This window comes from Pseudomonas sp. SJZ079, assembly GCF_007993865.1.
Lineage (GTDB): Bacteria > Pseudomonadota > Gammaproteobacteria > Pseudomonadales > Pseudomonadaceae > Aquipseudomonas.
The window spans coordinates 146,501-171,362 of sequence record NZ_VIUH01000005.1 but is presented as its reverse complement, the minus strand read 5'-3'; the positions used below and the strand labels follow the sequence as shown (position 1 = coordinate 171,362).

Below are 24,862 nucleotides of genomic sequence, written 5' to 3'. Positions count from 1 at the left end.
TGCAATGCAGATTCCACGCCACAACAGTCTGTTACAAACCGCAGCGCAAAGAAGCCTGTTGAGGACGCTCGCTGGCCTGACGCACCTCGGCCAACGGACGCGTTTTATCCGCGTCCAGCATGCCCTTGAGTGCCGGGTAATTGAAGGCATTATCATTGCGCAACACCGTGTCGCGCAGCTCAGCCCCCTGCGCCAGGCGCTCGACTTCTACGAACAATTGCGCCTGCCTCAACGACTGATAGTCGGCAAACGCCTGCCGGAAGCGCGCATCGCCCAGACCACCAAAACCTGAAGTGTGCACCCGACAGGGACGGTTCCGAAGTAGTTCCTGAAAGAGCCACGGCGATCGTTTGATGCTCGCTGCCGCACATTGCATTTGTCACTGCATTATCGTGACGTGGTCGATGAGGGCTGGGCATAACCTTCGTCGATCATGCGTCGACTGAGCAGGATCAGACTCTGTCCTGGCCGGTAGGGTGCTACCGGCCAGGATCGAACACTCTGCACGCCCATCAGGACGATCCAAGGGCTGGCAACCAGGATCAATTGGCTTGAACGGGAGAAAGCCATGCTAAAAACTACAGTGCTGACTCTGCCTCGCCCTCAGGGGGCTTGTGCAAGTGGCGCCGGTAGCCCTGCGGGGGGCTGCCACTCCAGGTGCGGAAGGCGCGGGTAAAGGCACTCTGTTCGGAATAGCCCAGCAGCAGGGCAATCTCCGCCAATGACAGACGGGGATCGGCGAGGTACATGCGCGCCAGCTTGAAACGCACGTCGCCGAGCAGCACGCGATAACGCAGGCCGTGCTCGGCCAGCTGCCGATAGAACGAACGCAGGGAGCAGTTCATCCGTCCCGCCAGGGTGGCGGCGGAAGGCTCCCCCTCCTGCAGGGCCACCATCATGTGCTGCTGCAACTGCTCGATGAATTTGTCGGGCCTGGGCTGATGCGCCAGCATCGCCTGAGCCTGTTGGTCGAACAGGCCGCGCATGTAAGGGTCGCTGGTAGTGATGCGCATGGCCAGCAGGCTGGCGGGGATCTCCAGGGCGTGGCAGGGCGCCTCGAAGCGCACCGGACAGCCCATCAACACTTCATAGATGGCGGACTCCGCTGGCCGCGCATAGGGAATCTCGATGGCGATTGGCGCAATGGCCTGGCCAATCAGCGCCTGGTACAGGTTGACGAAGGCCGCCACCCCGAATTCGCTGGCCAGCGGAATGGTGTGATGTTCGCCCTCCCCCCAGCTGTAGCGGACCACCTCGCCCTGCCGGCTCACCTGGATATCGAGATTGCTCACCAGCAGGGTCTGGAACCGCCGGTAGCGCATCAGCGCCTGGCCCAGGCCACTGCAGGAGGCGGCCAGGTAACCGACCACGCCAAAATGCTGGGGCTTGGCGCAGCGGCCGATACGCAGGCCCAGCGCCGGCACCGGGTGCAAGGCCTGCAGCCGCTCCAGCAGTCCCCAGAACAGCAGGATGGGCATGTGCTGACTGCTGGAAAAGGGCGCCAGGGCCTCTAGCACGTCGGGCGCGGCCAGCTGATTCTTCTCGATGTAGTCGCGCAGGGTTTCGGCCAGGGCGCAGGAAATAGAAACGTCTTTCGACATGCGGTGTCCGGATTGCCAGGGGCATGGCACAAAATGTCAAACAGCAGACCATGGTGTCAAGACGCCGGGGATACAGAGGCCGTAAATTTGCCGGCAGATAGTGCTGCGACCGGGGATTTCCGGAGGGTGGCCACACGTCACGGGCTGGAGAATAAAAATGGCATACGTCGTAACCGCAAGCTGCTTGGGTGACCGATACACCAAATGTGTGGATGTGTGCCCGGTGGACGCCTTCCGCGAAGGCCCGGAGATGCTGTATATCGACCCGCAGGTGTGCATCGACTGCAACGCCTGCCTGACCGAATGCCCGGTGCGTGCCATCTATCCGGACTCCGCCGTGCCGGAGCCGATGCAGGACTACATCGAACTGAACGCGCGCATGGCCAAACAATACCCGCCGATCACCGAGAGCCTGGATCTCGACGATAGCCCGGCAGGCATGACGGCCAAGGCGTCGCGCGCCGTTGGCCCGACCCGCCGCCTGGCGGTGATTGGCGCCGGCCCTTCGGGCTTTTATGCCGCCGACGAAATGCTCCGGCAGCTGCCGGAGGCGACTGTGGACATCTTCGAGCGCCTGCCTACACCCTTCGGCCTGGTGCGTTACGGGGTCGCCCCGGATCATCCGAAGATCAAATCGGTAACCGCCAGTTTCGACAAGATCGCCCGTTCGCCCAAGGTGCGTTTCTTCGGCAACGTCGAGCTGGGGCGCGACCTCAGCCGCGATGAGCTGCTTGAGCACTACGACGCGGTACTCTACGCCACCGGTGGCTCGGCTAGCCGCCCGCTCGCCCTGCCCGGTGCGGAGCTGGCGAACATCCAGGGGGCTTCCGCCTTCGTCGGCTGGTACAACGGCCACCCGGATTGCCGCGACCTGCAGGTCGACCTGTCCGGCGACACTGCCGTGGTGATCGGCATGGGCAACGTCGCCTTGGATATCGCGCGCATCCTCGCCATGCCGGTGGCCGAATTGGAAGCCACCGACATCGCCGACTACGCCTTGGAGGCCCTGCGCCAGAGCAATATCCGCGAGGTCTGTCTGGTCGCCCGGCGTGGACCGGTGCAGGCGGCATTCACCCCCAAGGAGCTGCGCCAGCTGTTGGACACCCAGGGCGTGGACATCCTGGTCGAGGCCGACGACCTGCTGCTGGACGCCGCCAGCGCTGCGGAGCTGGCCGAGCCGCTGAACACCGAAGCCCGGCATAACATGAGTCTGCTGCAGGAAGCCCTGGCCCGGCCACGCCTGGCTGACCGGACTATCCGCTTGGTCTTCAAGGCCTCGCCCAGCGGCTTCGCCGGCGCCGACAACCGCGTCGTCGCCATGCAGGGCGTACACAATAGCCTGCAGGACGACGGCCGCGGTTCGGTCAGCGCCCAGGCCAGCGACCGACAATTTCGCCTAGACACCGGCCTGGTGCTGAATGCCACCGGCTATCAAGGAGTGGCTATTGCCGGGGTCCCCTTCGATGCACGCCGCGGCGTGATTGCCAATGATAGCGGCCGGGTTCTCGCCGGCCAGGGCGTGGTGTCCGCCAAGGAATATGCGGCGGGCTGGATCAAGCGCGGCGCCAGCGGGGTGATCGGCAGCAACAAGCAGTGCGCGGTGGATTCCGTCGGCCGGCTGGTGGCGGACCTGGCCGAGGCACCCGCGGCGTTCGCGCCGGGGCAGACCCCGGACGTGCTGGCCCTGCTCGAGGCGCGCGGCGTCGAATTCGTCTCGTTCGACGACTGGACGCTGCTCGACGCACATGAATGCGCACAGGGTAAGCCACAGGGTCGGCCGCGGCGCAAGGAAGTGCAGGTCGCGCGCATGCTGGAGATCATTCGCGCCCGGCGCCAGGCGGCCAATGAGGCTCAGCAGTCCGCTGGCGCGCCCGGACTTGCAGCCAAGGCAGCCGCCAGCGACCAGATGGCGAGCATTGCCAGTGTCGAGGTCAGGACCCACTTCCGCACCTGTACCCTGTGCGAGGCCATGTGCGGAATCAAGATCGAGTACCAGGGCGACAAGATCCTCTCCATCGCCGGTGACCCGGACGACCCGCACAGCCACGGCCATATCTGCCCCAAGGGCTACGCCATGCAGGATCTGCACAACGATCCGGAACGCCTGCGCACGCCGCTCAAGCGCGTCGGCGAGCAGTGGCTGCCGATCTCCTGGGACGACGCCCTGGAGGAAGTCGCCAGCCGCCTGACGGATATCCAATCGAGACACGGCAACGATGCGGTGGCGGCCTACTGGGGCAACCCCATAGCCCATAACCTGGGCATCCTGCTGACCATGGGGCGCTTCCGTCAGGCGCTGGGCACGCGCAACCTGTTCTCCGCCTCCAGCCTCGACCAGATGCCGCACCAGCTGGTGTCTTACCTGATGTTCGGGCACAGCCAGCTATTCACCATCCCGGACATCGATCGTACCGACTATATGCTGATGCTCGGCGCCAACCCGGCGGCCTCCAACGGCAGCCTGATGTCAGCGGGCGACGTACTCGGCCGCCTGCAGGCGATCACCGGGCGCGGCGGCAAGATCGTGCTGATCGACCCGCGGCGCACGGAAACCGCGCTGTACGTTAGCGAGCACCAATTCATCCAGCCCGGCACCGACGCACTGTTCCTGCTCGGCCTGCTGCAGGTGATCATCGAGCGTCGCCTGAGCAAGCCGGGCCGGCTACTGGAACTGAGCAAGGGCTGGGAGGCATTGAGCGCCCTGCTCGAGCGGGTTCCGCTGGCACGCATCGCCGAACAGACCGGCATCGCCGCGGCCGACATCGAGCGCATCGCCGTCGAATTCGCCAGCGCCAACCAAGCGGTGTGCTACGGCCGTATGGGCGTCGCCACCCAGGAGTTCGGCGCCCTCAACCACTGGCTGATCAACCTGCTGAACATCCTCACCGGCAACCTTGATAGTGCCGGCGGCATGATGTTCAGCACCCCGGCGGTGGACATGCTGAAAACCACCGGGCGCGGCGGCTTCGACCGCTATCGCAGCCGGGTGCGCGCCCTGCCCGAATTCAACCGCGAACTGCCTGCCGTGGCCATGGCCGAGGAAATGCTGCAGCCCGGCAAGGGCCAGGTGCGCGCCTTCGTCAGCGTCGCCGGCAACCCGGTGCTGTCCTCGCCCAACGGCCGGCAACTGGAGCAGGCCCTGGAGCAGCTGAAGTTCATGGTCTCGGTGGATTTCTACCTCAACGAGACCACCCGCCATGCCCATATCATCCTGCCGCCAACCGGGCCGTTCGAACACGAGCAGTACGACCTGGTATTCAATTTGTTCTCCGTGCATAACGTGGCCAAGTACGCCGACCCGCTGTTCGCCCATCCGCCCGGCACTCGCTCCGACGGCGATATCTTCGGCGAGCTGAGCAAGCGTATCGAGCGCCGCAAGATCGCAGGCAAGCCGTTGCGGCAGCGCCTCAAGTACCTGGCCAACGCGCGACTGGGCGAATACTTCACACCCCAGCGCATCCTTGACCAGGGCCTGCGCAGCGGCGCTTACGGCAACGGCGGCGGCCTGCTGTCCAGGCTCAATCCCTTCGCCCGCAAAGGCTTGTCCCTGGCGGAACTGAAGAAGCACCCCCACGGCATCGACCTGGGGCCGCTGAAGCCGTCGCTGCCGGGCCGCCTGTTCACCAAGGACAAGAAAATCGACCTGGCGCCCACAATCCTGCTGGCCGACCTGGACCGGCTGTGCCAACGCTTCGGCGAGCACGCCGCCAAGCCCGGCCTGCTGCTGATCGGCCGGCGCGACCTGCGCACCAACAACTCCTGGATGCACAACAGCTACCGGCTGGTGAAGGGCAAGGACCGCTGCGCGCTGTTCCTGCACCCGCAGGATGCCGCCGCCCACGGCCTGGGCAACCGCGACCAGGCGCGCCTGGTCTCGGCCAAGGGCGAACTGCTGGTGACGGTGAAGATCACCGAAGACATCAAACCCGGCGTGGTCAGCCTGCCCCACGGCTGGGGTCATCACCGTCCCGGCATGCGCATCAGCACCGCCCAGGCCAGTCCTGGGATCAGCATGAATGACCTCACCGACGAGCAACTGGTCGACCAGTTGTCGGGCAACGCGGTACTGAATGGGGTGCCGGTGACACTTCAGCGCTTCGACGGCGCCGAGCAGTGATCCCTCAGTAGGCTGTTCATCCGGGGTCTGCCCGAATTGCTGGAGGTGTGGGCAACACCGCCTTCGACCTGGAGGTGAAACCGCACTGCCCTCTGGCGAAGTGGTGCACGACTTGTTCCATGTCGCGGCCCGCTATGGGCACGACGTGATCGATTGCATCCGGGTCGACCAGGTGAATGCGCTTCGCCATGACAAGTCCGCGCGCAACCTGGTCAAGCAGAGCCGCTGGCTGCTCTGGCGCAGCCGGGAAAACCGCAAAGGCGAGCAGGCGGTGCAGGTGCAGGAGTTACTGGCTGCCAATCAGCCCCTGGCCACCGTCCATGGGCTTAAGGACGCCCTCAAGGAGGTCTGCTATGCGCTTAGCGTGCGTGAAGGTTGGCAGCGCTGGCGGACCTGGTTACGCCACCGCCCGAGACAGTGGATTGATACCGCTACAGCACTTCGCCAAGAATCTCAGGCGCTACGCCCGAGGCATCCTCGCCAGCGCCCGCTTCCACATGCATACCAATCTGCTGGACGGGTGAACAACCGCATCAAGGTGATCAAGCGCATGGCCTATGGTTTCAGGGACTCCGACTACTTCTTCCTGAAAATCCGGCCGCCTTCCCTGGGAAAACGTGATGCAAGCCATTCAGAACGAGTGGCTGAGCAGCAATCCACCGCCGGAGTCGGGGCTGGCATCGGAAAAGCCTTTAAGCGCATACAACTGGACCTTCCAAGATGGGCTGAGCCTCTGGGTCAGGAACAGGGTGAACTCCTGGATTTCATCGCCATCGGAGGTCACTTTCTGTCGCCAGTCATACACCGCGCCGACGGAAGTCGCAGGCGCAAGTCGGGTAACAAAGCCGAGCGAGGCAAAAATCGGATCGCGGAAGTCAGTTCCCGATGGATCGCCGAACTTCTTCCAGCCCAGCGTGGCAAAACTAGTGATTGCGCCGAAAGCCTGCGCGAGGTCGATCTGTGCGGAGTAATCGGCCTTGCCGGTGCCGAGACAGCTGTCTTCATCGGCCGTCGGCAGCTTTATCTTGCCGACCAGATCCACCATCAGCCCATCACCTCGACTGCCGTCCAACAGCGCGAAGCCCGCGCTGGCCACAGTGTCACCCAGACCGCTTTCAACGCTGCCGCAGTCCCCCGCCAGGGGTTCGCCATCCGGCCCCACTGAGGGATTGGTGATGCGCAGGTATGGGATGGTTAACTTGTAAATAATGGAACCGGTTTCATACCTGGCGATCACCGGGACATACCAGGTCTCGCTGGTGGTCGGGCTTCCATATTTCCCCCGCGAGTAATCGAGCCCTGTCGAAACCGTGAACTCCTCGGCCAGAGCCGGCAGAGCCAGGAACACCAACAGGCCCGGCAAGATCAGGCGAGCGGTTCGCATGTTTACCTCGTGGCTATCCAGATATCGACGTTCACCTCTCGATCATTGCCCGTCCTGACGGAACCTTCATAACGCCCGGTTACCCCCTGTTCCGCGGTCAGGCAAGTGCGGCGACAACCCGCCTTGCTTAGCTTAGCCGGCTATCTGCTTCTCGCTTGGGCAATGTCTGCCTCCAGCAGAGATCGACTCGATCTTTAGTTGGGGCCGGATCGGTCCACCTTGTCGGGTCGTTCGACGCGTTCAGGCCTGTCCACACGCTCTACGCGTTCAACCCGTTCCGGTTTATCAACACGGTCCAGCCGTTCGATTCGCTCGATACGCTCCACCCGCACACCGTTCTCGAAAATCTCGATCCGCTCCCGGGTTTCCAGGCGGCCGCCGGAGTCGCGTACCTCAATCCGTTCGCGACGCTCAAGGTCGCCGGAAGGCGATTCCACTCTCCGCTCGATGCGCTCCCGAGTCTCGTCATCGTCACTCCGTTCAACTCTCTCCCGGGTCTCGCCATCGTCGCTGCGCTCGCGTGACTCATTGTCGTCCTGATCGGAGCCCTTACTCTCGTGCTGCTCGGTTTCTGTCGTAGACGAGCCATGCTGACCGGAACCCTGTTGGCTGGAGGTGGCGGGCTGCTCCCGGGTGAATTCGATGCGCTCGGCGCGGATTTCCCGTCCCTTGCCGAACACGCCGGTCACCCTGATACGTTGGTCGAGCGTAAGGTCGGCGGCCTGCCCGCCGGAATAGGAGGTGCTGCGATCCACATAGGCCGTGAAGCCACCGAACTCAATGCGGTCTCCCTGCTGTCCGCGCACCAATCCCTCCACCAGCGCATTACGCACCCGTCCAGCGAAGGGCATGCCTGGATCGCTACGCGTCTGGACAACATTCAACTGCCTGCCATCCCAGGTTCCGCTCACCAGGACCTCGCTGCTGGGCGCCAGCGGCTTGCTCAGGACCAGTCCTTGAAGGTCACCGGTGCGCGCGATGGCGCCAATGGCGCTGACCTGCGCCAGGTTCGGTGCCCGATCGATCCGGCTGGCGATCACTTCGCCACGGGCATTGCGCAGTCCACTGACCCGTACCGACTCGCCGATTCGCAGCCCTTCGGCCACGCGCGCGCTTGGAGCAACGCGCACGGACTGCCCCATCACCCGCAGCGAGGCGAAGCCCGACGCCACATCGGTAATAGGGCCTTCATAGGCATGCAGGATGGCAATGCTGCGCGCCTCCAACCCTCTGGACGACGTGCGAGCCTCCACCGCCACGACCTGGCCGATAGCCAGTTGGTTACTGCTGGCGGGTACGCCGTTCTCGCTGAGCGAAACCTCGCTATCGAAGTGCACTTCCACCCCGTTGACACAGATGGAAGCAAAGCCGGTGATGGTGCCCACAATGCCGGTACCACCCATTCCACCGTCATCGGCCGCGCCGGTACCTCCTACGCCACCGCCATCAGCCGCGCCGGTGCCTCCTACGCCACCGTTATCGGCTGGAGCGCCGGTGCCGCCGATTCCACCGGTGGCAACGGCTCCTGTCCCACCCATGCCGCCCGGCTCAAGACAAACGGGAGCGGCGCTCAACGACGACGCAAGCAGGAACGGGCCGCAAATGAAGGCAAAGATACACAGGAGGCGAGAGGCAGTGCTCATGACGAACTGGCCTTAGTCGGGGTGGAGACTGCTGACGGGCTAGGTTCAGTGTAGAAATAAAGGCCGATGGTGATGCGCTGTCTGGAATCGGGGGGCGGAACGTCCCGCTCTTCCAGCTCGGCTGCCAGCAGGTTGAGGCCGTTCAGTACCTGCATGCCTTCGACCTCCACGGCTTCACGCAGATGGGAAACCGCCCAGGGTGACAGGCTGTCGTAGTGGACACTGCGCTCGAAGAAAGGCGCCCCGGCTTCGGTCAGGTTGTGCACGGCGGCGCAGGCATGGTCGTGGAGGTTGTGCCGAAAATAGGCGGCTTTTTCGTCAAATCCCTTTTGCGGAATGAATGCCATTGTCTCCAAGTGGACGCAGTCCTGGTCGTCTATTCGCACAATGCCCAGACGCAGCCACTCGTCCAGCACGACGCGAGCACGGATATCCTTGCTGACCTGAGCTACCAGTGCATCGAACGAACACTCGCCACCCATGCTGGCCAGGCGAGCCAAAGGCAGCGGCCGGCCAGGTTGCGTGCAGAACGGCGAGTTGTTCAACCAGACACTGACCAGGTGAGCGCCAAACGAAATGATATCGGGCAGCGAGACGTCCTGCCCGGCCGTCTTGGCCCGCAGGCGCCTGACATCCTTGCGATGCACACCCGTAAGCAGGCTGATTCTACTGTCAGTCGGGGGCTTGTCGTCGAGGCGGAATTCGCGCTCGGCGACATCAACGAATATCTGCTTGAGCAGTTCGGCAAAACTGGTAAAGGTGACCCCCTTTTTGAGCATCAACCTCACCAATGGGCGCATGACGTATTGCAGCGCCGGCAGTAGGGAGGGAGGCAAGGTGGGCAATTGCATTCAACACATTCCTTAAAAATAGTAGCGCGCGAGGCGCTCACCCTAAGCGGTCAGCCCAGTGCTTCACCGGAGATTTTCGGCGATCCCGCCTCCATCGCCTAGAGCACTACAACCGTCTAGGTTAACGACCCACCAGCACAAAACCCGGAGGAACTCCGGGTTTTGTGGACAACTGGAGCGACTGTTCAGACCCCAGTTTGGTCTTCGTCGACATCATGGTCGGGGCCGTCATCCGCACCCTGGCCGACACCATGGACCTCGCCCACGTCATGGTCGGGACCGTCGTCCGCACCGTGGCCGACACCATGGACCTCGCCCACGTCATGGTCGGGACCGTCATCCGCACCGTGGCCGACACCGTGGACCTCGCCCACGTCATGGTCGGGACCGTCATCCGCACCGTGGCCGACACCGTGGGGGCCGCCGGCCTCGTGATCCGCATCATCCGCATCGTGGTCAATGCCACGCCCGCTGTTCGCGCTCCCAGGACCACTGTTGCTGCCGTGGCCACCACCGTCGCCGTCGTGACCGCCTCCACCACCACCGTGGCCACCGCCGTCGCCGCCGCGACCACCACCGTCGCCGCCATGACCGCCTCCACCGCCACCATCGCCGCCGTGTCCGCCACCGCCGCTGCCGCCATCTTTGGCATACACGCTGGAGAAACTACTGACGTAATCGGGCACCAGAACCGTGGATGCCGACAAGACTCCGCCAATTGCCAGAGCCAACAAACATTTCTTGAGCAGCATGATGAACCTCCGCTTAGAGTTGCGTGGTTACTTGCGTATCGAACGCCGTAACCAGGAAGTTTCCCGCCGCCCATTGGGGCGGCCAGCCAACTAGCGCGGCCATTTATCTGCAGCGAATGTGCAACTGCGGTTTCCGCACGATCCTTCGGAGCCAGTTAGCATCGTTGCGTGGGAATTTTTCCCACACACTGAGATTAGACCTGTCAGTCCGAGTGTCAACGACCGAATATCGGGATTAGCCGCGCATGAGGTTGCTTGAACCCGAGACCGTGGGCGTCGCATGAGCATTTGATGACGAACCGGGTTGGCTATAGCGATCCAGCGATGGAGGCAGGAATACCGGTTCTATCTAGTGAATGGGGAACTCGGCAGCAGGCACGCGGAAATACCCGAACTCCGAGCGGCGACTTAGCCGCCGATAATTTTCATCACCGTCGCGCCGCCCGAGAAGGCGATCTCCTGCTTGTCGCCCAACGCCTTGACCAGCAACCCCTGCAACGCCGGCAACGCCTCATGGCGCGGCTTGTCGAGCAGGTCGCCAACGTAATGGCGATTGCTCGATGACAGGCAACCGTGCAGCCAACCGGTCGAGGACAAGCGCAAGCGCGAACAGGTGCGGCAGAACGGTACGCTTTCGTTGGCGATGACCCCGAAGAAGCCCATTCCAGGAATCTGATAGCGCAACGCCGTGGCATCCAGTGGGGCCTCGGCCTGAGCAAAAGCATGCCGCTCACCAATCATCGCCAACAGCTCGGGCATACCGACAAACTGCTGGACGAAACTGTTGCCAGGCCGCGCCAGATGGCCCATGCGCATCAACTCGATGAAGCGCAACTCAAAGCCGCGCTCCAGGCAATAGTCGAGCAGTGGCAAGACCTGGTCGAGGTTCTGTCCACGCAACGGCACCATATTGACCTTGATCGATACACCCGCCGCGCGCGCCGCTTCCATACCAGCCAGCACCGTGGCCAGATCGCCGCCGCGGGCAATCGTGCGGAACGCATCGGCATCAAGCGTATCCAGGGACACGTTCAGGCGGCGGATACCGCTTTCCAGCAGCAACGGCAGCTTGCGCGCGAGCAACTGGCCATTGGTGGTGAGGCTGATGTCGGCCAGCCCCAACTGACTGACGCCACGCAACAGCATGTCCAGCTTCGGGCTGACCAAGGGCTCACCGCCGGTGATACGCAGGCGCTCGATACCCGCCGCTTCGATCAGGTAGGCCACACCGCGCACCATGGCCTCGGCGGACAGTTCATCCTGCGCCGCCACCAGCCGTTTACCGTCCGGCACGCAGTAAGTACAGGCGTAATTACAGGCGGCGGTCAGACTGATGCGCAGGTTGCGAAAGCGTCTACCTTGGCGGTCAACAATCATGAAAGACTCCGACGAAGAATACTCGGAGTATATCGCTGCAGCCGGTCCCAGCACATGCACCGCATACGCTATAGACCTGCTGAATAACGTCAACTAGGCGGCGCTTCGCCGTCACGTTTACGCTTGTTGCCCATGCGCACGCCGATATCCATGAGGAACTGGAAGAAGCCTTCCTGATCCTCCAGCACGTTGCTCCAGAACGGTGAGTGATACAGCGCCACCGCCCCATGCACCAACGCCCAAGCGGCGCAGTAGTGGAAGTACGGCGGCACGTCTTCCAGCTTACCCTCGGCAATCCGCCCCTTGATCAGCAGGGTCAGGCGCTCGAAGTTGGAGGCGCGGATCTTGTGCAGCTGCTCGACCATTTCCGGTACCTGGTTGCCCTTGACCACCTTTTCCTCAAGGCGGTCGAACAACCGATAGCGCTGCGGGTCACGCATGCGGAATTCAAAGTAGGCGCGCGACAACGCCTCCTTATCACGGTCCACGTCGGCCGAGTGCAACAACTCGTTCAAGTCGCGCTCGTAGTCGAGCATCAGGCGCAGGTAGATCTCCGCCTTGGACTTGAAGTGCTTGTAGATGGTGCCTTTGCCGATACCGACCGCGTCAGCGATCATCTCGACAGTTACGCTATCCTCACCCTGTTCCAGGAACAGTTTCAGCGCGGTGTCGAGAATTTCCTGTTCGCGGCGGCGGAACTCACGAACCTTACGGGGCTCTTTCAGCATATAAAGGGACTACAGGGTCAAAAATAGAAGCCGAGTATTATGCCTATTTAGCGCCAAATTGCACGGATCATCCGACCATGTACGCCATTCATGATGAGTTTCCGCAACTTCCAGATATCCGTTATTTGAATCACGCCGCCATCGCCCCCTGGCCCAAACGCGCTGTCGTCGCCGTCAGCCGTTTCGCCGAACAGAACGCCCAGTCGGGCGCACGCGATTACCCTGAATGGCTATTGGTCGAGCGAACGCTACGCGAGCGACTGCAACGCCTGCTCAACGCACCGTCCAGCGCCGATATTGCACTGGTCAAGAACACCTCGGAGGCGCTGTCATTCGTCGCGTTCGGCCTGGACTGGCAAGCGGGCGATCAGGTGGTGATCAGCGATGAGGAGTTCCCCTCCAATCGAGTGGTCTGGGAGGCGCTCAAACCCAAAGGCGTAGAGGTGATCCAGGTCAACCTGCAACAGGGCGACCCGGAAACTAATCTGCTTAATGCCTGCGGCCCGCGTACTCGCCTGCTGTCGATCAGCGCGGTGCAATATGGCAACGGCCTGCGCCTGGACCTGGAACGCCTCGGCCATGGCTGCGAAAAATTCGGTGTGCTGTTCTGCATCGATGCGATCCAGCAGCTCGGCGCCCTGCCCTTCGACGCCCAGGCCTACCGGTGCGCTTTCGCCATGGCCGATGGCCATAAGTGGTTACTCGGCCCGGAAGGCCTGGGCGTGTTCTATTGCCGCAGCGACCTACGTGAACAATTGACCCTGCACGAATACGGCTGGCACATGCTCGAGCACGCCGGCGATTTTCAGCGTACTGACTGGCAAGTGGCACGCACCGCCAGACGGTTCGAGTGCGGCAGCCCGAACATGCTCGGCAGCATGGCTCTGGAGGCCAGCCTGGGGCTGCTTGAGGAGGTGGGTATGCTAGAGGTGGGCAAGGCCCTGCAGGAACGGACCCAGTGGCTGATCGACGGCCTGGACAGAATACCCGGGGCCAGCCTGCACAGCCCCCTCAATCCGTCACGACGCGCCGGCATCGTCACCTTTAGCCTGGCCAGTTGGGAGAACCAGGCACTGTTCGAACGCCTCAAAGCCGGAAAAGTAGTCTGCGCACTGCGCGGCGGGGGCGTACGCCTGTCGCCACATTTTTACAGTGAAGCGCGAGTTATCGAGGAAACTCTACAGCTGCTACGCCAGCTGGCATCGGCCTGAGAACTCAACAGCCGCATAGGTATTCCAAATTTGTTTAAAAAATGAGCTGAATCGGCCTGGACGTTCGGCAAACTTCGCCAATACTCAAAGGTACTGGTGTGCGGCATCTCCCCCCAAGTGCCCCACCAGGCAAGGTACCGTGGACCGCGTACCTTGATTTACTCCTAATGGTCTTAACCCGGATTCATCCCCCAGAACCCGGGTTTTTTTTACGTCTGTTTTTTCGCAACCGCCATCCGCAGACTTGGAGGGCAGCGTCAGGCAGCCACTCGCGCCAATGGAAACAAGCGCTTGAAATTGGCGGTGGTTTGCTCGGCCAACTGCTCGAAACTGACGCCGCGCAATACCGCCAGGTACTCGGCCACGTCACGCACATACTCCGGCAGGTTCGGTTTACCACGATGCGGTACCGGCGCCAGATAGGGTGAGTCGGTTTCCACCAGCAGGCGATCGACCGGCACTTGGCGGGCGACTTCACGCAGCGCCTCGGCATTGCGAAAGGTGACGATGCCGGACAGGGAAATATAAAAACCAAGATCCAAGGCCGCCTTGGCCATCGCCCAGTCCTCGGTGAAGCAATGCAATACACCCGCCTGTGACAACGCCGCTTCGCGCAGCAGCATCAGGGTATCGGCACGCGCCTCACGGGTATGCACGATCACCGGCTTTCCGGTGACCTGGGCAGCCTGCAGGTGCAGGCGGAAGGCGTCCTGCTGCAATTCAGCCGCCTCGGGTTCGTAATGATAATCCAGCCCCGTCTCACCAATGGCCACCACACGTGGGTGGTTCAGCTCGGCCAGCAGCCAGTCCAACGCTGGCGCAGCCCCGGGCTCCAGATCCAGCGGATGCACGCCGACCGAGCAGTCGACATCGGCATAGCGTTCGGCCAACCCCTTCACCGCGGCGGCATTCTCGGCGCTGACGCCGATACACAGAAAATGACCGACGCCGCGCGCCCGCGCAGCGTCCAGCGCCGCATCAAGAGAGCCGCTGTGGGCAGCCAGATCGAGGCGGTCGAGATGACAATGAGAATCTACCAGCATGGATAACTATCGCTTAAGAGTCGGCGCCAGCACTGGCACCGCGAGCCTTACGGCTCTGATATAAGAATGGGTTACATGGTATGGGTCGGGCGATCCGACTTCAGCGCGCCTGCCAGGTAAGTTTCGATCTTGTTGCGTGCGGTGTTGTCACCGTCATTGAACTGCACGCCCACACCCGCCGCCCGGTTACCCTGAGCGCCCTTGGGCGTAATCCACACCACCTTACCCGCCACTGGAATCTTCTCCGGCTCGTCCATCAGGTTAAGCAGCATGAATACTTCATCGCCGAGCTTGTAGCTCTTGCCGGTCGGAATGAACAACCCACCATTCTTGATAAAGGGCATGTAAGCGGCATAGAGCACGGACTTGTCTTTGATGGTCAGAGACAAGATCCCGCTACGCGAACCCAAGTTAGGTGGCAAGCTCATGTGGTGTTCCTGGTTTTTATGACTCGATGGCCGATTCTAGCCCGGTCCGGGCAGGCTTGCCCACTGCACCAGCAAGGCTTCGAGAAGCAAGACACGGTTGAGGTTAGCCTTGCCGATGACTTTCTGCCGTTGCGCCAGCAGCCAATCCTGCACCCTGAGCACCTTGGGCTGCGGCGTTTTCTCCGCCAGGTACTGCACGACTTTACGCATATCGCCCTGACCCAAGCCGGCTTCGTCACGCGTCATCTGATAGCGCAGCATCAGTTGCGTCCAATCGCAGAACCAGTCGAACAGCAATGCTAACGGCACCGCATTCCAGCTTTCAGCCAGCTGACTCGGCGCCAGCTGTTGCTTGAGCAACTTCTTCACGCCCTCAACCACCTGAGTTCGCTGCTGCCGAACCCCCTGCGCCTGCATACGCACGGCCGCCAAAGGAGAGCCCGCAGCCAAGTAGAGCAGCTCGCCGCGCTCCTCCTCAGTGCTGTCGGGTAGAGCCTCAGCCAGCCAGGCCAGACTCATTGCCGCAGTCGGCAATGGGCATGCCTGTTGCACACAACGGCTCCTTACCGTAGGCAGCAGTCGGCTCGGCTGATGGCTAACCAATAGCAGGACAGTGTCGCCGGAGGGCTCTTCCAGGCTTTTCAGCAGGGCATTGGCGGCGTTCAGGTTCATCGCTTCGGCCGGCTCGACCAACACCACCTTACGTCCACCCAACTGCGCGGTCTGCACCACGAAACTGACCAGTTCCCGCACCTGATCGACCTTGATTGGCTTGTCCGGTTCCTCCGGCTGCAGGATGAAGTTGTCGGGGTGGGTGCCGGCCGCGAGCAGATGACAGGCCTTGCACTGGCCACATGCCCCCACATCAGTCGGTTGCCGGCAGAGCAGATAGGCCATCAACCGCTCGGCCAAAGCACGCTTACCGATACCCGCCACGCCATGCAACAAATAGGCATGAGCGTGCTGCGTACGCCCGACCAATTGCCGCCAGAGTGCGGCCTGCCAGGGATACACATCAACCACGGCTCAGCCCTACGATGTGCGGCAGCAAACCATCCAAGGCCTGCTGCACCTGAGTGAGCGACTGCGCGGCGTCGACGATCCGATAACGCTGAGGCTCGATACTGGCGCGGCGCAGGTAGGTCTGTCGGACCGACTCGAAGAACTCTCGCCCCTCTTGCTCGAAACGGTCCAAGCGACCACGCGCAGCGGCGCGCGCCAGACCGACCTCGATCGGCAAATCGAATACCAGCGTCAAGTCCGGGCGCAACTCACCCTGGACAAAATTTTCCAGTAACGCAATACGCTCTTCCGACAAGCCACGACCACCACCCTGATAGGCATAGGTCGCATCGGTAAAACGATCGCAGAGTACGACACAGCCACGCGCCAAGGCCGGACCGATTACCCGTGCCAGGTGCTGGGCACGCGCCGCGAACACCAATAACAACTCGGTATCGGCCGCCATCGGTTCATCGCTCTGCGCCAATAATAGTTCGCGCACGCGTTCCGCCAGCGGTGTACCGCCGGGCTCGCGGGTCAACAGCACCTCGATGCCGCGCTCGCGCAAACGTTCGGCCAGGTAGTCACGGTTAGTGCTCTTGCCGGCGCCTTCCGGGCCTTCCAGGGTGATAAACAAACCGCTCACAGGCTGTCCTTATTAATTGCTGGGCTGTACCGGGGCGGGGCTGGATCGGTAATCCGCACGACGATTGAGCTGATACTCGCGCACCGCACGGTTGTGTGCCTCAAGGGAGTTGGAAAATACATGACTGCCATCGCCACGGGCGACGAAATACAAACTCCTGCCCGCCACTGGATGCAGCGCCGCATGAATGGCCTCGCGCCCGACCAGGGCAATCGGTGTCGGCGGCATGCCGTCGATCTGATAAGTGTTATAGGGCGTCACTTCGAGTAGATGGGCGCGCGTCAACCGGCCTCTGTAGCGCTCACCCAGACCATAAATCACCGTCGGGTCCGTCTGCAGGCGCATACCGATACGCAGACGGCGTATGAACACCCCGGCAATTGCGCCGCGCTCCTCGGATACACCGGTTTCTTTTTCGATCATCGAGGCCATGATCAAGGCGTCGTAAGGCTCCTTGTATGGCAACTCATCGGCACGCGCCTCCCACTCCTCGGCCAATACCAGCTCCAGGCGCGCATAGGCTTGCTTGAGCAGATCCAAGTCGGTCATACCGCGAACAAAGCGATAGGTATCGGGAAAGAAGCGCCCTTCGGGATTGACCCCCGGCTGCCCCAAACGCTCCATCAACTGCTCATCGTCCAGTTCACTCAGGGTGAGCTCAAGCTTGCTTTCGCGCGCCAAGGCCGCACGCACCTGACGGAAGCTCCAACCCTCGACCAGGGTCAGGTTGTACTGCACTACCTCGCCGCGCCGCCAGAGCGCCAACATGTCACGCACCCTGAACCCGGGAGTGAGTCGATATTCGCCACTGTGCAGGGGCTGATCACGCAAGTTGAACCGCCAGTACAGCCGCAACCAAAACGCATCGTGCAAGACGCCTTCGGCCTGCAGACGATTGAGCACGCCACCCGGCGTGGCCCCGGCCGGTACGTCAAGCAAACGTTCTTCAGTGAGGTTTAGCGGCTGCTCAAGCGCCGAGTGTTGCTGCCAGGCGAGGAACACCACGAGCAAGCCAGCCAGCAACACACCGCCTTCCAGCAGCAGCAATATTTTGCGTATCACGAATCAGCAATCCAGTAGGTCGCGGGCAATAACCTGCAGTTTACGGGTCAGCGGGCCCACCGACCAGTCGCGCCCTTGCAGTGCCCGCACCGGCCAAACGCCGTAGAGACTATTACAGAGGAAGACTTCGTCGGCCGCCAACAGCTCGTCATAACCGATATCCCGCACCTCGCAGCTCAAGCCAAGCGACTCGGCCTGCGTCTGCAACTCCGCACGCATGACACCGGCCACGCCGCAGCGGGATAGATCGGGAGTCAACAACCGACCATCTTTAACCAGAAAGAGGTTGCTGTAGACGCCCTCGATCACCCGCCCCGAGGTGTCTCGCATCAAGCCCTCGGCATGCTCGGCATCGTGCCATTCGCCACGTGCCAGAACCTGTTCCAGTCGATTGAGGTGCTTCATACCTGCGAGCAAAGGCTGCTCAGCCAGACGTGTCATGCAGGCAAATACGCGCACGCCCTGCTCGGCATTCGCCGCGGGATAAGACGGCTTTGGATTGCCCTGCAGCAGCCGGCGCGGCACCGATGGCTGTGGCGGCGCATAACCGCGCAAGCCATCGCCTCGGGTGACCATCAACTTGGCCACGCCATCGCCCAGTTGGTTGCTAAAGGCCAGCAATTCGGTACGGACCTGCATCAGGTCAAGCGGTATGTACAAGCGCGCACAGCCTTCGGCCAAGCGTGCGAGGTGGCGATCCAGCAAGCAAGGTGCACCACGGTTGACGGCGATGGTCTCGAACAGACCATCGCCGTAGGCCAAGCCACGGTCCCTGACGGACAGCAGCGAGGCCGGACAGCCGTCGATCCAGCTCAGCATCAATCGGCGAACCGGCGGAACACCAGCGAGCCATTAGTGCCGCCAAAACCGAAGGAGTTGGACAACACTACGTCGATTGGCATGGCCTTGGCCTGATGCGGCACGAAATCGAGGTCGCAGCCCTCGTCCGGCTCATCCAGGTTAATAGTCGGCGGCGCCACCTGATCACGCAAGGCCAGCACACTGAAGATCGCCTCTACCGCACCCGCGGCACCAAGCAGATGCCCGGTCATCGATTTAGTCGAGCTGACCGCGAGTCGATAAGCGTGCTCACCGAATACCGCCTTGACCGCCGAGACCTCCGCCTTATCGCCAGCCGGGGTCGAAGTGCCATGGGCATTGATGTACTGCACCTGATCGGCACCCAGTCCGGCATCGCGCAGCGCATTGGCCATGCAGCGCGCCGCGCCGCCACCATCTTCCGGCGGCGAAGTCATATGGTACGCATCACCACTCATGCCAAACCCGATCAGCTCAGCATAGATGGTCGCGCCGCGTGCCTTGGCGTGCTCCAACTCTTCCAGAACCAGGGTGCCGGCGCCATCGGACAATACAAAGCCATCGCGTCCCTTATCCCAAGGACGACTGGCCTTAGCCGGCTCATCGTTGCGCGTAGACAGTGCACGGGCAGCCGCAAAGCCGCCGATGCCGAGACCACAGGCGGCCATTTCCGCGCCACCCGCCAACATCACATCGGCCTCACCGTAGGCGATATTGCGTGCAGCCATACCAATGCAGTGAGTACCAGTGGTGCAGGCCGTCGCAATGGCATAGTTCGGTCCCTGTACGCCCAGATGGATCGACAGAAACCCTGAAATCATATTGATAATCGAACCTGGCACGAAGAATGGCGAAATTCGTCGCGGCCCTTGCTCGATCAGTGATTTGCAGCTGTTTTCGATATTAGTCAGGCCGCCGATACCGGAGCCAATGGCCACGCCAATACGCTCACGGTTGGCATCGGTTACTTCCAGGCCGGAATGTCGCATCGCCTGAAAGCTGGCAGCCAGACCGTATTGAATAAACAGATCGATCTTGCGCGCTTCTTTGGCCGACAAATATTCCTCGACATTAAACCCCTTCACCGAACCACCAAAACGGGTGGAATAGGCGGAAAGGTCCATGTGTTCAATTAAGCCGATGCCACTGCGCCCGGCCAAAATGCCCTGCCAGCTACTCGGCACATCGTTACCCAGCGGCGACAACATGCCCATACCGGTAACCACGACGCGTCTACGCGACACAGCAATCTCCTCTTGTTCGGTTTCACAACGCTTAGGTGCGCCTAACGGGCCGTTGAAAAAGGTAGCGAGCGAAAGCAGAGTAGGCACGAAAGCGCAGCGTACAAACTGTACATGAGCATCCGAACCAGGGATCGACGCCGTACAACGCGCGAAGCCCGCACTGGTTTTTCAACGGCCTGCTAAAGAAAAGCCGCACGCCTGATAAGGGCAGTGCGGCTTTTCCGAGTCAGGAATCGACGATTAGCTTATTGCGCGTGCGCAGTCACGTAATCGATAGCTTCTTGAACAGAGGTGATCTTCTCAGCTTGCTCGTCCGGGATCTCGGTCTCGAATTCTTCCTCGAGAGCCATCACCAGCTCAACGGTGTCAAGAGAGTCGGCACCCAAGTCTTCGACGAAGGAAGCGCTGTTGGTTACTTCGTCTTCTTTGACGCCAAGTTGCTCGGCCACAATTTTCTTGACGCGTTCTTCGATGGTGCTCATACCTTGTTTTCACTCCTATTGGACAAATCCAGGCAGCTGGTCTGCGGCCAAGTGTATAGAAAGGGTTTTTAGCATTTCAAGCTGAATGCTGGGGTGCCCCCAGGAACACTTCAACGATCTATCTATAAACCTGTTGCAGCTTTATAACGGATTTTAGACAGCATCTATGACAGTTTTCTGAAGGCACCCGTCACATTCAGCTCATATACATACCGCCATTCACAGGGATAGTAGCTCCTGTGACGTAGGCTGCGCCATCCGAAGCGAGAAAAGCGACCACTTTAGCGATCTCTTCGGCTTGCCCCAAACGACCCAATGGAATCTGCGCCCGTAACGCATCACGCTGTGCTTCTGGTAACTCACGGGTCATATCGGTGTCGATGAACCCAGGTGCCACGGCGTTTACGGTAATAGCCCGCGAACCGACTTCTCGCGCCAGTGCACGACCAAAGCCTTCCAGCCCGGCCTTGGCCGCAGCATAGTTCACCTGACCGGCGTTGCCCATAGCACCAACGACCGAACCGATGTTGATGATGCGCCCGAAGCGCGCCTTGGTCATACCGCGCAATACCGCTTTGGACAGGCGATAGAGGCTGTTCAGATTGGTATTGATGACATCGAACCATTCGTCATCTTTCATCCGCAACATCAGGTTATCGCGGGTGATCCCGGCATTATTGACCAGGATCAACGGCTGACCGAGGTGCTGCTGAATGTGCTCCAAAGTGCTGGCCACCGACTCGTTACTGCTAACGTCCAATACCAGGCCAGCACCTTCGATGCCATTGGCTTTCAGGGTTTCGGCGATGCGCTCTGCACCCGATGCCGAAGTAGCCGTCCCGATGACCACAGCGCCTTGACGCCCCAGTTCCAGGGCAATCGCCTGACCAATACCACGGCTCGCACCGGTGACCAGAGCAACCTTACCTTGCAGGCTCATAAGCCTCTCCTTAATCAGGCTAAGGCCGCGCGCGTGGCGGCGAAAGCGTTTAGGGTATCCAGATTATGGGTATTAATGCCTTTGACGCAGCGCTTATTCAGCCCCGACAAAACCTTGCCTGGGCCACACTCGACCAGATCGGTCACGCCCTGCTCGGCCAAACAAACGATCGACTCAACCCAACGTACTGGGCTGTACAACTGCGCCAGCAAATTATTCTTAAGGCTGTCGAGATCGGCCACCACCGCCGCACTGACGTTCTGCACCAGGGGAATCTGCGGTGCCTGCCAGGCAATGGCAGAGACGAACTCGGTGAAACGCTCAGCGGCCGGACGCATCAGCTCGCAGTGCGATGGCACGCTAACGGGCAACGGCATGGCCCGCTTGGCACCACGCGCCTTACAGGCGTCTATAGCACGCATCACAGCGGCAGCGGCACCAGCAATCACCACCTGACCAGGCGCATTGAAATTCACCGCACTCACGACCTCACCCTGCGCAACCTCGGCACAAGCCGCAAGCACATCCGCATCCTCCAGGCCGAGAATTGCCGCCATGCCACCCTGCCCGGAAGGCACAGCCTGCTGCATTAACCGACCGCGACACTCCACCAACTTCACCGCTTCGGCAAAACCGAGGCTGCCAGCAGCCACCAACGCGGAGTACTCACCCAAGCTATGACCCGCAACGAATGCTGGGCGTACGCCACCCTCGGCCAACCACAGACGCCATAAGGCGATGGATGCAGTCAGGATTGCCGGCTGGGTTTTATCTGTTTGATTAAGCTGATCTTCTGGCCCCTGCTGGGTCAGCGCCCAGAGGTCATAGCCTAGCGCTTCGGATGCTTCGGCAAAGGTGTCGAGAACTGACTTCTGCTCTGCGCCGTGCTCGGCCAGCATCGCCAGAGACTGCGAACCTTGGCCAGGAAAGACGAATGCGAGGGATGCAGACATGTAATCGGGCCTCTAATGGTCTTATCGACGTAAAAATTGACGCCTGACATAGCCAAGCGCGACAAACTGACAGTTGGATGACGAGCCGCCAACTGCGGTCACATCCTAGAGCAGGAGATCTTCGAGGCGACCATGCAGGCGCTGCGGTAGATTCTCGTTAATCTCCATCAAGGTTCGGCGAATTGCGCTTTTGAAACCCTCTGGACCCGCTGCACCATGGCTTTTCACGACTATACCTTGCAGCCCAAGAAAGCTCGCCCCGTTGTACTGTGCGGGCGCAAGATCAGCCCGCAGACGGCGTAACAAGGGCAAGGCCAAGGCGCCGACCACACGCGAGGCCAGGCTTCCCTTGAACAGCGACTCGACCCGTGCGGAAATCATCGCAGCCAAGCCCTCACTGGACTTGAGCAAGACATTACCGACGAAACCGTCGCACACCACCACATCGGCCTCGCCGCGATAAAGCCCATCACCCTCGACAAAGCCGATGTAATTCAAACCAACGGCCTGCTGCAACAAACTGGCAGTCAGCTTTACCTGCTGATTACCCTTATTCTCTTCGCTACCGACATTGAGAAGCGCCACCCGCGGGTTGACGACCCCCAACACCTCGACCGCTACCGACCCCATCACAGCAAACTGATAGAGGTGCTCGGCACTGCAATCGACATTGGCGCCCAAATCGAGCAAATGACAGCAACCGCCCTGCGTCGGAATAGCCGCCATCATTGCCGGACGATCAACCCCAGGCAGGGTTTTCAGCACATAGCGCGACAGAGCCATCAAGGCGCCGGTATTACCTGCACTGATACACGCCTGCACCCGCCCATCACGCAATAACTCCAGCGCGACGCGCATCGACGAATCCGGCTTACCGCGTAACGCCTGTGCGGGGCGCTCGCCCATAGCGATTACCTCACCGGCATGTTCGACACGCAGACGCGCACGATCAACCCCGGGATTCTGGGCAATCAAATCTTCGATTAGAGGAGCTTGGCCGACAAGGACCAGATGCAGCGAGGGGTATTCAGCCAGACAAGCAATACTGGCCGGAACAATGCAGTGGGGACCGAAGTCCCCACCCATTGCATCAATCGCGATGATTGGAGCGGACAAGGATTACTCGTCAGCGCCCTTATCGATCACTTTGCGACCACGGTAAACACCTTCCGGCGATACGTGGTGACGCAGGTGAACTTCACCGGTGCTCTTCTCAACGGACAGAGCGTTACCCTCAAGGGCGTCGTGCGAACGACGCATGTCGCGGGCGGAACGGGATTTTTTGTTCTGCTGAACAGCCATAACTAATTAACTCCTAAACGTTTGGGTCACGCTTTAACTGTGCCAATACACTGAACGGGTTGGACCGCGTTACCTCGTCCTCACTCGACTCGGGCTCTTCGAGGCCGGCCGGTTGCTGGCAATCTTTTGGGTCATGGGCCGGAATGATGGGCAAGGCGAGCAACAGCTCCTCCTCAACCAACGCCAGCAGATCCAAGGGATCCTCACCCAACTCCAGTACGTCATAGCCTTTCGGCACAGACTGGGTATTCGCACCTTCCTTCACCACAGCGTAATCACATGCGCTTTGGATCGGCAGAGCGACCAGCTCCAGACAACGCTGGCAAACCATACTGACCTCAACCGCGAGCTCACTATGGAAAACCACAGCGTTACGCTCGTCGCGCTCGAAGAAAAACTTCGCACGCACCATACCGTGGTTATCGGCAAGCGGATCACAAAGTCGCTTTAAATCGGCAAGCGGCACCACACCCTCAAGGGTGGTAGTGCGATCAGCCAATTTGCGCGGATCAACGTGAGGTGGAATCGGACCATTCGACATAGGCGCCGCATTCTAGGGATGCGACCACCCCCTGTCAAAGGAAATTCAGCCTGTCCAGCAGCCAGACCGACCGCTAAAATCGCCATCCTATATAAGGAGAAGGCCATGCTACCCCTGGTACTCGCATCCAGCTCACCCTACCGCCGCGAATTACTGTCGCGCCTGCGCACCCCCTTCACCTGGGGCGCCCCCGCAATAGACGAAAGCCGCCACCCGGATGAAGACGCAAACAGCCTGGTTCGTCGCCTAGCCGAAGAAAAGGCACAGGCGCTCAGCGCAACGCACCCGAAGCACTTGATCATCGGCTCAGACCAAGTCGCCGTGCTCGACCGGAAAATCCTCGGCAAGCCCCACACATTCGAGCGCGCCCTCGAACAACTACTGGCCGCCAGCGGCAACAGCGTCACCTTCCTGACGGGCCTCAGCCTACTCAACAGCGAGAGTGGGCACCGCCAGACCGACTGCATACCCTTTACCGTGCATTTCCGCGAACTATCCGAGGCGCAAATCACCCGCTACCTGCAAGCCGAACAGCCTTACGACTGCGCCGGCAGCTTCAAAGCCGAAGGCCTGGGCGTCAGCCTGTTTCGCCGCACCGAAGGCGATGACAGCAACAGCCTGATCGGCCTGCCCCTGATCCGCTTGGTGGACATGCTGCACGACGCCGGCATCGACATCCCATGACACCTTCCGATAACCCACCCTATAAATGAAGAAGCCCGACCAAGGCCGGGCC

Annotated in this window: 24 protein-coding genes and 2 pseudogenes; 6 read left to right on the top strand and 20 right to left on the bottom strand. The window is 61.0% G+C overall.

Annotation, left to right across the window (positions count from 1 at the left end):
- Positions 1 to 31: 31 nt before the first annotated feature.
- Both FBY03_RS07545 and FBY03_RS07540 read right to left on the bottom strand, forming a co-directional pair.
- Positions 32 to 376 carry a hypothetical protein gene (locus tag FBY03_RS07545; protein ID WP_147171574.1) on the bottom strand — a complete coding sequence of 115 codons (345 nt, stop codon included), beginning with the start codon at positions 374 to 376 and terminating at the stop codon, positions 32 to 34.
- A gap of 202 nt (positions 377 to 578) precedes the next feature.
- A complete protein-coding gene (locus tag FBY03_RS07540; protein WP_147171573.1) occupies positions 579 to 1,601 on the bottom strand; it encodes an AraC family transcriptional regulator in 1,023 nt (340 codons plus the stop codon).
- A gap of 157 nt (positions 1,602 to 1,758) precedes the next feature.
- Between FBY03_RS07540 and FBY03_RS23215 the strand changes: the two are divergent.
- The 3 genes and pseudogenes from FBY03_RS23215 to FBY03_RS07530 all read left to right on the top strand — a co-directional run.
- Positions 1,759 to 2,709, top strand: a pseudogene (locus FBY03_RS23215) (FAD-dependent oxidoreductase); the annotation flags it as partial.
- Between the two features lie 798 nt (positions 2,710 to 3,507).
- Positions 3,508 to 5,718, top strand: a complete 2,211-nt coding sequence (locus FBY03_RS23210; protein WP_256677883.1) for a molybdopterin oxidoreductase family protein — start codon at positions 3,508 to 3,510, stop codon at positions 5,716 to 5,718.
- Positions 5,719 to 5,818: 100 nt separating this feature from the next.
- Positions 5,819 to 6,253 (top strand): annotated as a pseudogene (locus FBY03_RS07530) (transposase); the annotation flags it as partial.
- Between the two features lie 96 nt (positions 6,254 to 6,349).
- Here FBY03_RS07530 and FBY03_RS07525 read toward each other — a convergent pair.
- The 3 genes from FBY03_RS07525 to FBY03_RS07515 form a co-directional block, all read right to left on the bottom strand.
- Positions 6,350 to 7,102, bottom strand: a complete 753-nt coding sequence (locus FBY03_RS07525) for a hypothetical protein (protein WP_147171571.1) — start codon at positions 7,100 to 7,102, stop codon at positions 6,350 to 6,352.
- A gap of 194 nt (positions 7,103 to 7,296) precedes the next feature.
- On the bottom strand, positions 7,297 to 8,745 hold the full coding sequence (locus tag FBY03_RS07520) for a DUF5666 domain-containing protein (protein ID WP_256677878.1): 1,449 nt from the start codon (positions 8,743 to 8,745) through the stop codon (positions 7,297 to 7,299).
- Entirely contained in the window at positions 8,742 to 9,596 is an 855-nt protein-coding gene (locus FBY03_RS07515; RefSeq protein ID WP_147171570.1) for a DUF6502 family protein, read from the bottom strand. The genes FBY03_RS07520 and FBY03_RS07515 overlap by 4 nt, the downstream gene beginning before the upstream one ends.
- 164 nt (positions 9,597 to 9,760) lie before the next feature.
- Between FBY03_RS07515 and FBY03_RS23410 the strand changes: the two genes are divergently transcribed.
- Positions 9,761 to 10,399: a hypothetical protein gene (locus tag FBY03_RS23410; protein WP_178090585.1), complete on the top strand. Its 639-nt coding sequence runs from the start codon at positions 9,761 to 9,763 to the stop codon at positions 10,397 to 10,399.
- 357 nt (positions 10,400 to 10,756) lie between these two features.
- On the opposite strand, the gene FBY03_RS07500 is transcribed toward FBY03_RS23410, so the two are convergent.
- Together FBY03_RS07500 and FBY03_RS07495 are read right to left on the bottom strand one after the other, a co-directional pair.
- Complete coding sequence (locus tag FBY03_RS07500) at positions 10,757 to 11,725, bottom strand: GTP 3',8-cyclase MoaA (RefSeq protein WP_147171568.1); 969 nt, start codon at positions 11,723 to 11,725, stop codon at positions 10,757 to 10,759.
- Positions 11,726 to 11,814: 89 nt separating this feature from the next.
- A complete protein-coding gene (locus FBY03_RS07495; protein WP_147171567.1) occupies positions 11,815 to 12,453 on the bottom strand; it encodes a TetR/AcrR family transcriptional regulator in 639 nt (212 codons plus the stop codon).
- A gap of 77 nt (positions 12,454 to 12,530) precedes the next feature.
- On the opposite strand from FBY03_RS07495, the gene FBY03_RS07490 reads away from it, so the two are divergent.
- On the top strand, positions 12,531 to 13,664 hold the full coding sequence (locus tag FBY03_RS07490) for an aminotransferase class V-fold PLP-dependent enzyme (protein ID WP_147171566.1): 1,134 nt from the start codon (positions 12,531 to 12,533) through the stop codon (positions 13,662 to 13,664).
- Positions 13,665 to 13,921: 257 nt separating this feature from the next.
- Here the strand turns inward: FBY03_RS07490 and FBY03_RS07485 are convergent, their stop codons facing one another.
- The 13 genes from FBY03_RS07485 to FBY03_RS07425 all read right to left on the bottom strand — a co-directional run bounded on the left by FBY03_RS07485 (position 13,922) and on the right by FBY03_RS07425 (position 24,126).
- Positions 13,922 to 14,707 carry a TatD family hydrolase gene (locus tag FBY03_RS07485; RefSeq protein ID WP_147171565.1) on the bottom strand — a complete coding sequence of 262 codons (786 nt, stop codon included), beginning with the start codon at positions 14,705 to 14,707 and terminating at the stop codon, positions 13,922 to 13,924.
- Positions 14,708 to 14,778: 71 nt separating this feature from the next.
- Positions 14,779 to 15,135: a PilZ domain-containing protein gene (locus FBY03_RS07480; protein WP_025167430.1), complete on the bottom strand. Its 357-nt coding sequence runs from the start codon at positions 15,133 to 15,135 to the stop codon at positions 14,779 to 14,781.
- Between the two features lie 36 nt (positions 15,136 to 15,171).
- On the bottom strand, positions 15,172 to 16,158 hold the full coding sequence (locus FBY03_RS07475; RefSeq protein WP_147171564.1) for a DNA polymerase III subunit delta': 987 nt from the start codon (positions 16,156 to 16,158) through the stop codon (positions 15,172 to 15,174).
- Complete coding sequence (tmk, locus tag FBY03_RS07470) at positions 16,151 to 16,783, bottom strand: dTMP kinase (protein ID WP_147171563.1); 633 nt, start codon at positions 16,781 to 16,783, stop codon at positions 16,151 to 16,153. The genes FBY03_RS07475 and tmk overlap by 8 nt, the downstream gene beginning before the upstream one ends.
- Positions 16,784 to 16,795: 12 nt before the next feature.
- Positions 16,796 to 17,845 (bottom strand): endolytic transglycosylase MltG, encoded by a 1,050-nt coding sequence (gene mltG, locus FBY03_RS07465; protein WP_147171562.1) that lies wholly within the window; start codon positions 17,843 to 17,845, stop codon positions 16,796 to 16,798.
- A gap of 3 nt (positions 17,846 to 17,848) precedes the next feature.
- Positions 17,849 to 18,664: an aminodeoxychorismate lyase gene (pabC, locus tag FBY03_RS07460; RefSeq protein WP_147171561.1), complete on the bottom strand. Its 816-nt coding sequence runs from the start codon at positions 18,662 to 18,664 to the stop codon at positions 17,849 to 17,851.
- Complete coding sequence (gene fabF / locus FBY03_RS07455) at positions 18,664 to 19,908, bottom strand: beta-ketoacyl-ACP synthase II (RefSeq protein ID WP_147171560.1); 1,245 nt, start codon at positions 19,906 to 19,908, stop codon at positions 18,664 to 18,666. Before fabF ends, pabC begins: the two co-directional genes overlap by 1 nt.
- A 245-nt stretch (positions 19,909 to 20,153) precedes the next feature.
- Positions 20,154 to 20,390, bottom strand: coding sequence for an acyl carrier protein (acpP, locus tag FBY03_RS07450; protein WP_025167424.1), 237 nt, complete (start codon positions 20,388 to 20,390; stop codon positions 20,154 to 20,156).
- A 196-nt stretch (positions 20,391 to 20,586) separates the two neighbouring features.
- On the bottom strand, positions 20,587 to 21,330 hold the full coding sequence (gene fabG / locus FBY03_RS07445) for a 3-oxoacyl-ACP reductase FabG (protein WP_025167423.1): 744 nt from the start codon (positions 21,328 to 21,330) through the stop codon (positions 20,587 to 20,589).
- Between the two features lie 14 nt (positions 21,331 to 21,344).
- Positions 21,345 to 22,283, bottom strand: coding sequence for an ACP S-malonyltransferase (gene fabD / locus FBY03_RS07440; RefSeq protein WP_147171559.1), 939 nt, complete (start codon positions 22,281 to 22,283; stop codon positions 21,345 to 21,347).
- 105 nt (positions 22,284 to 22,388) lie between these two features.
- A complete protein-coding gene (gene plsX / locus FBY03_RS07435; protein ID WP_147171558.1) occupies positions 22,389 to 23,399 on the bottom strand; it encodes a phosphate acyltransferase PlsX in 1,011 nt (336 codons plus the stop codon).
- 3 nt (positions 23,400 to 23,402) lie between these two features.
- Entirely contained in the window at positions 23,403 to 23,585 is a 183-nt protein-coding gene (gene rpmF / locus FBY03_RS07430; RefSeq protein ID WP_025167420.1) for a 50S ribosomal protein L32, read from the bottom strand.
- A 13-nt stretch (positions 23,586 to 23,598) separates the two neighbouring features.
- The gene (locus FBY03_RS07425) at positions 23,599 to 24,126 is read right to left on the bottom strand and encodes a YceD family protein (RefSeq protein ID WP_147171557.1); all 528 of its coding nucleotides are present in this window, start codon (positions 24,124 to 24,126) and stop codon (positions 23,599 to 23,601) included.
- Positions 24,127 to 24,231: 105 nt separating this feature from the next.
- Here FBY03_RS07425 and FBY03_RS07420 point away from each other — a divergent pair, with 105 nt between their 5' ends.
- On the top strand, positions 24,232 to 24,810 hold the full coding sequence (locus FBY03_RS07420) for a nucleoside triphosphate pyrophosphatase (protein ID WP_147171556.1): 579 nt from the start codon (positions 24,232 to 24,234) through the stop codon (positions 24,808 to 24,810).
- The last annotated feature ends 52 nt before the right edge of the window (positions 24,811 to 24,862 follow it).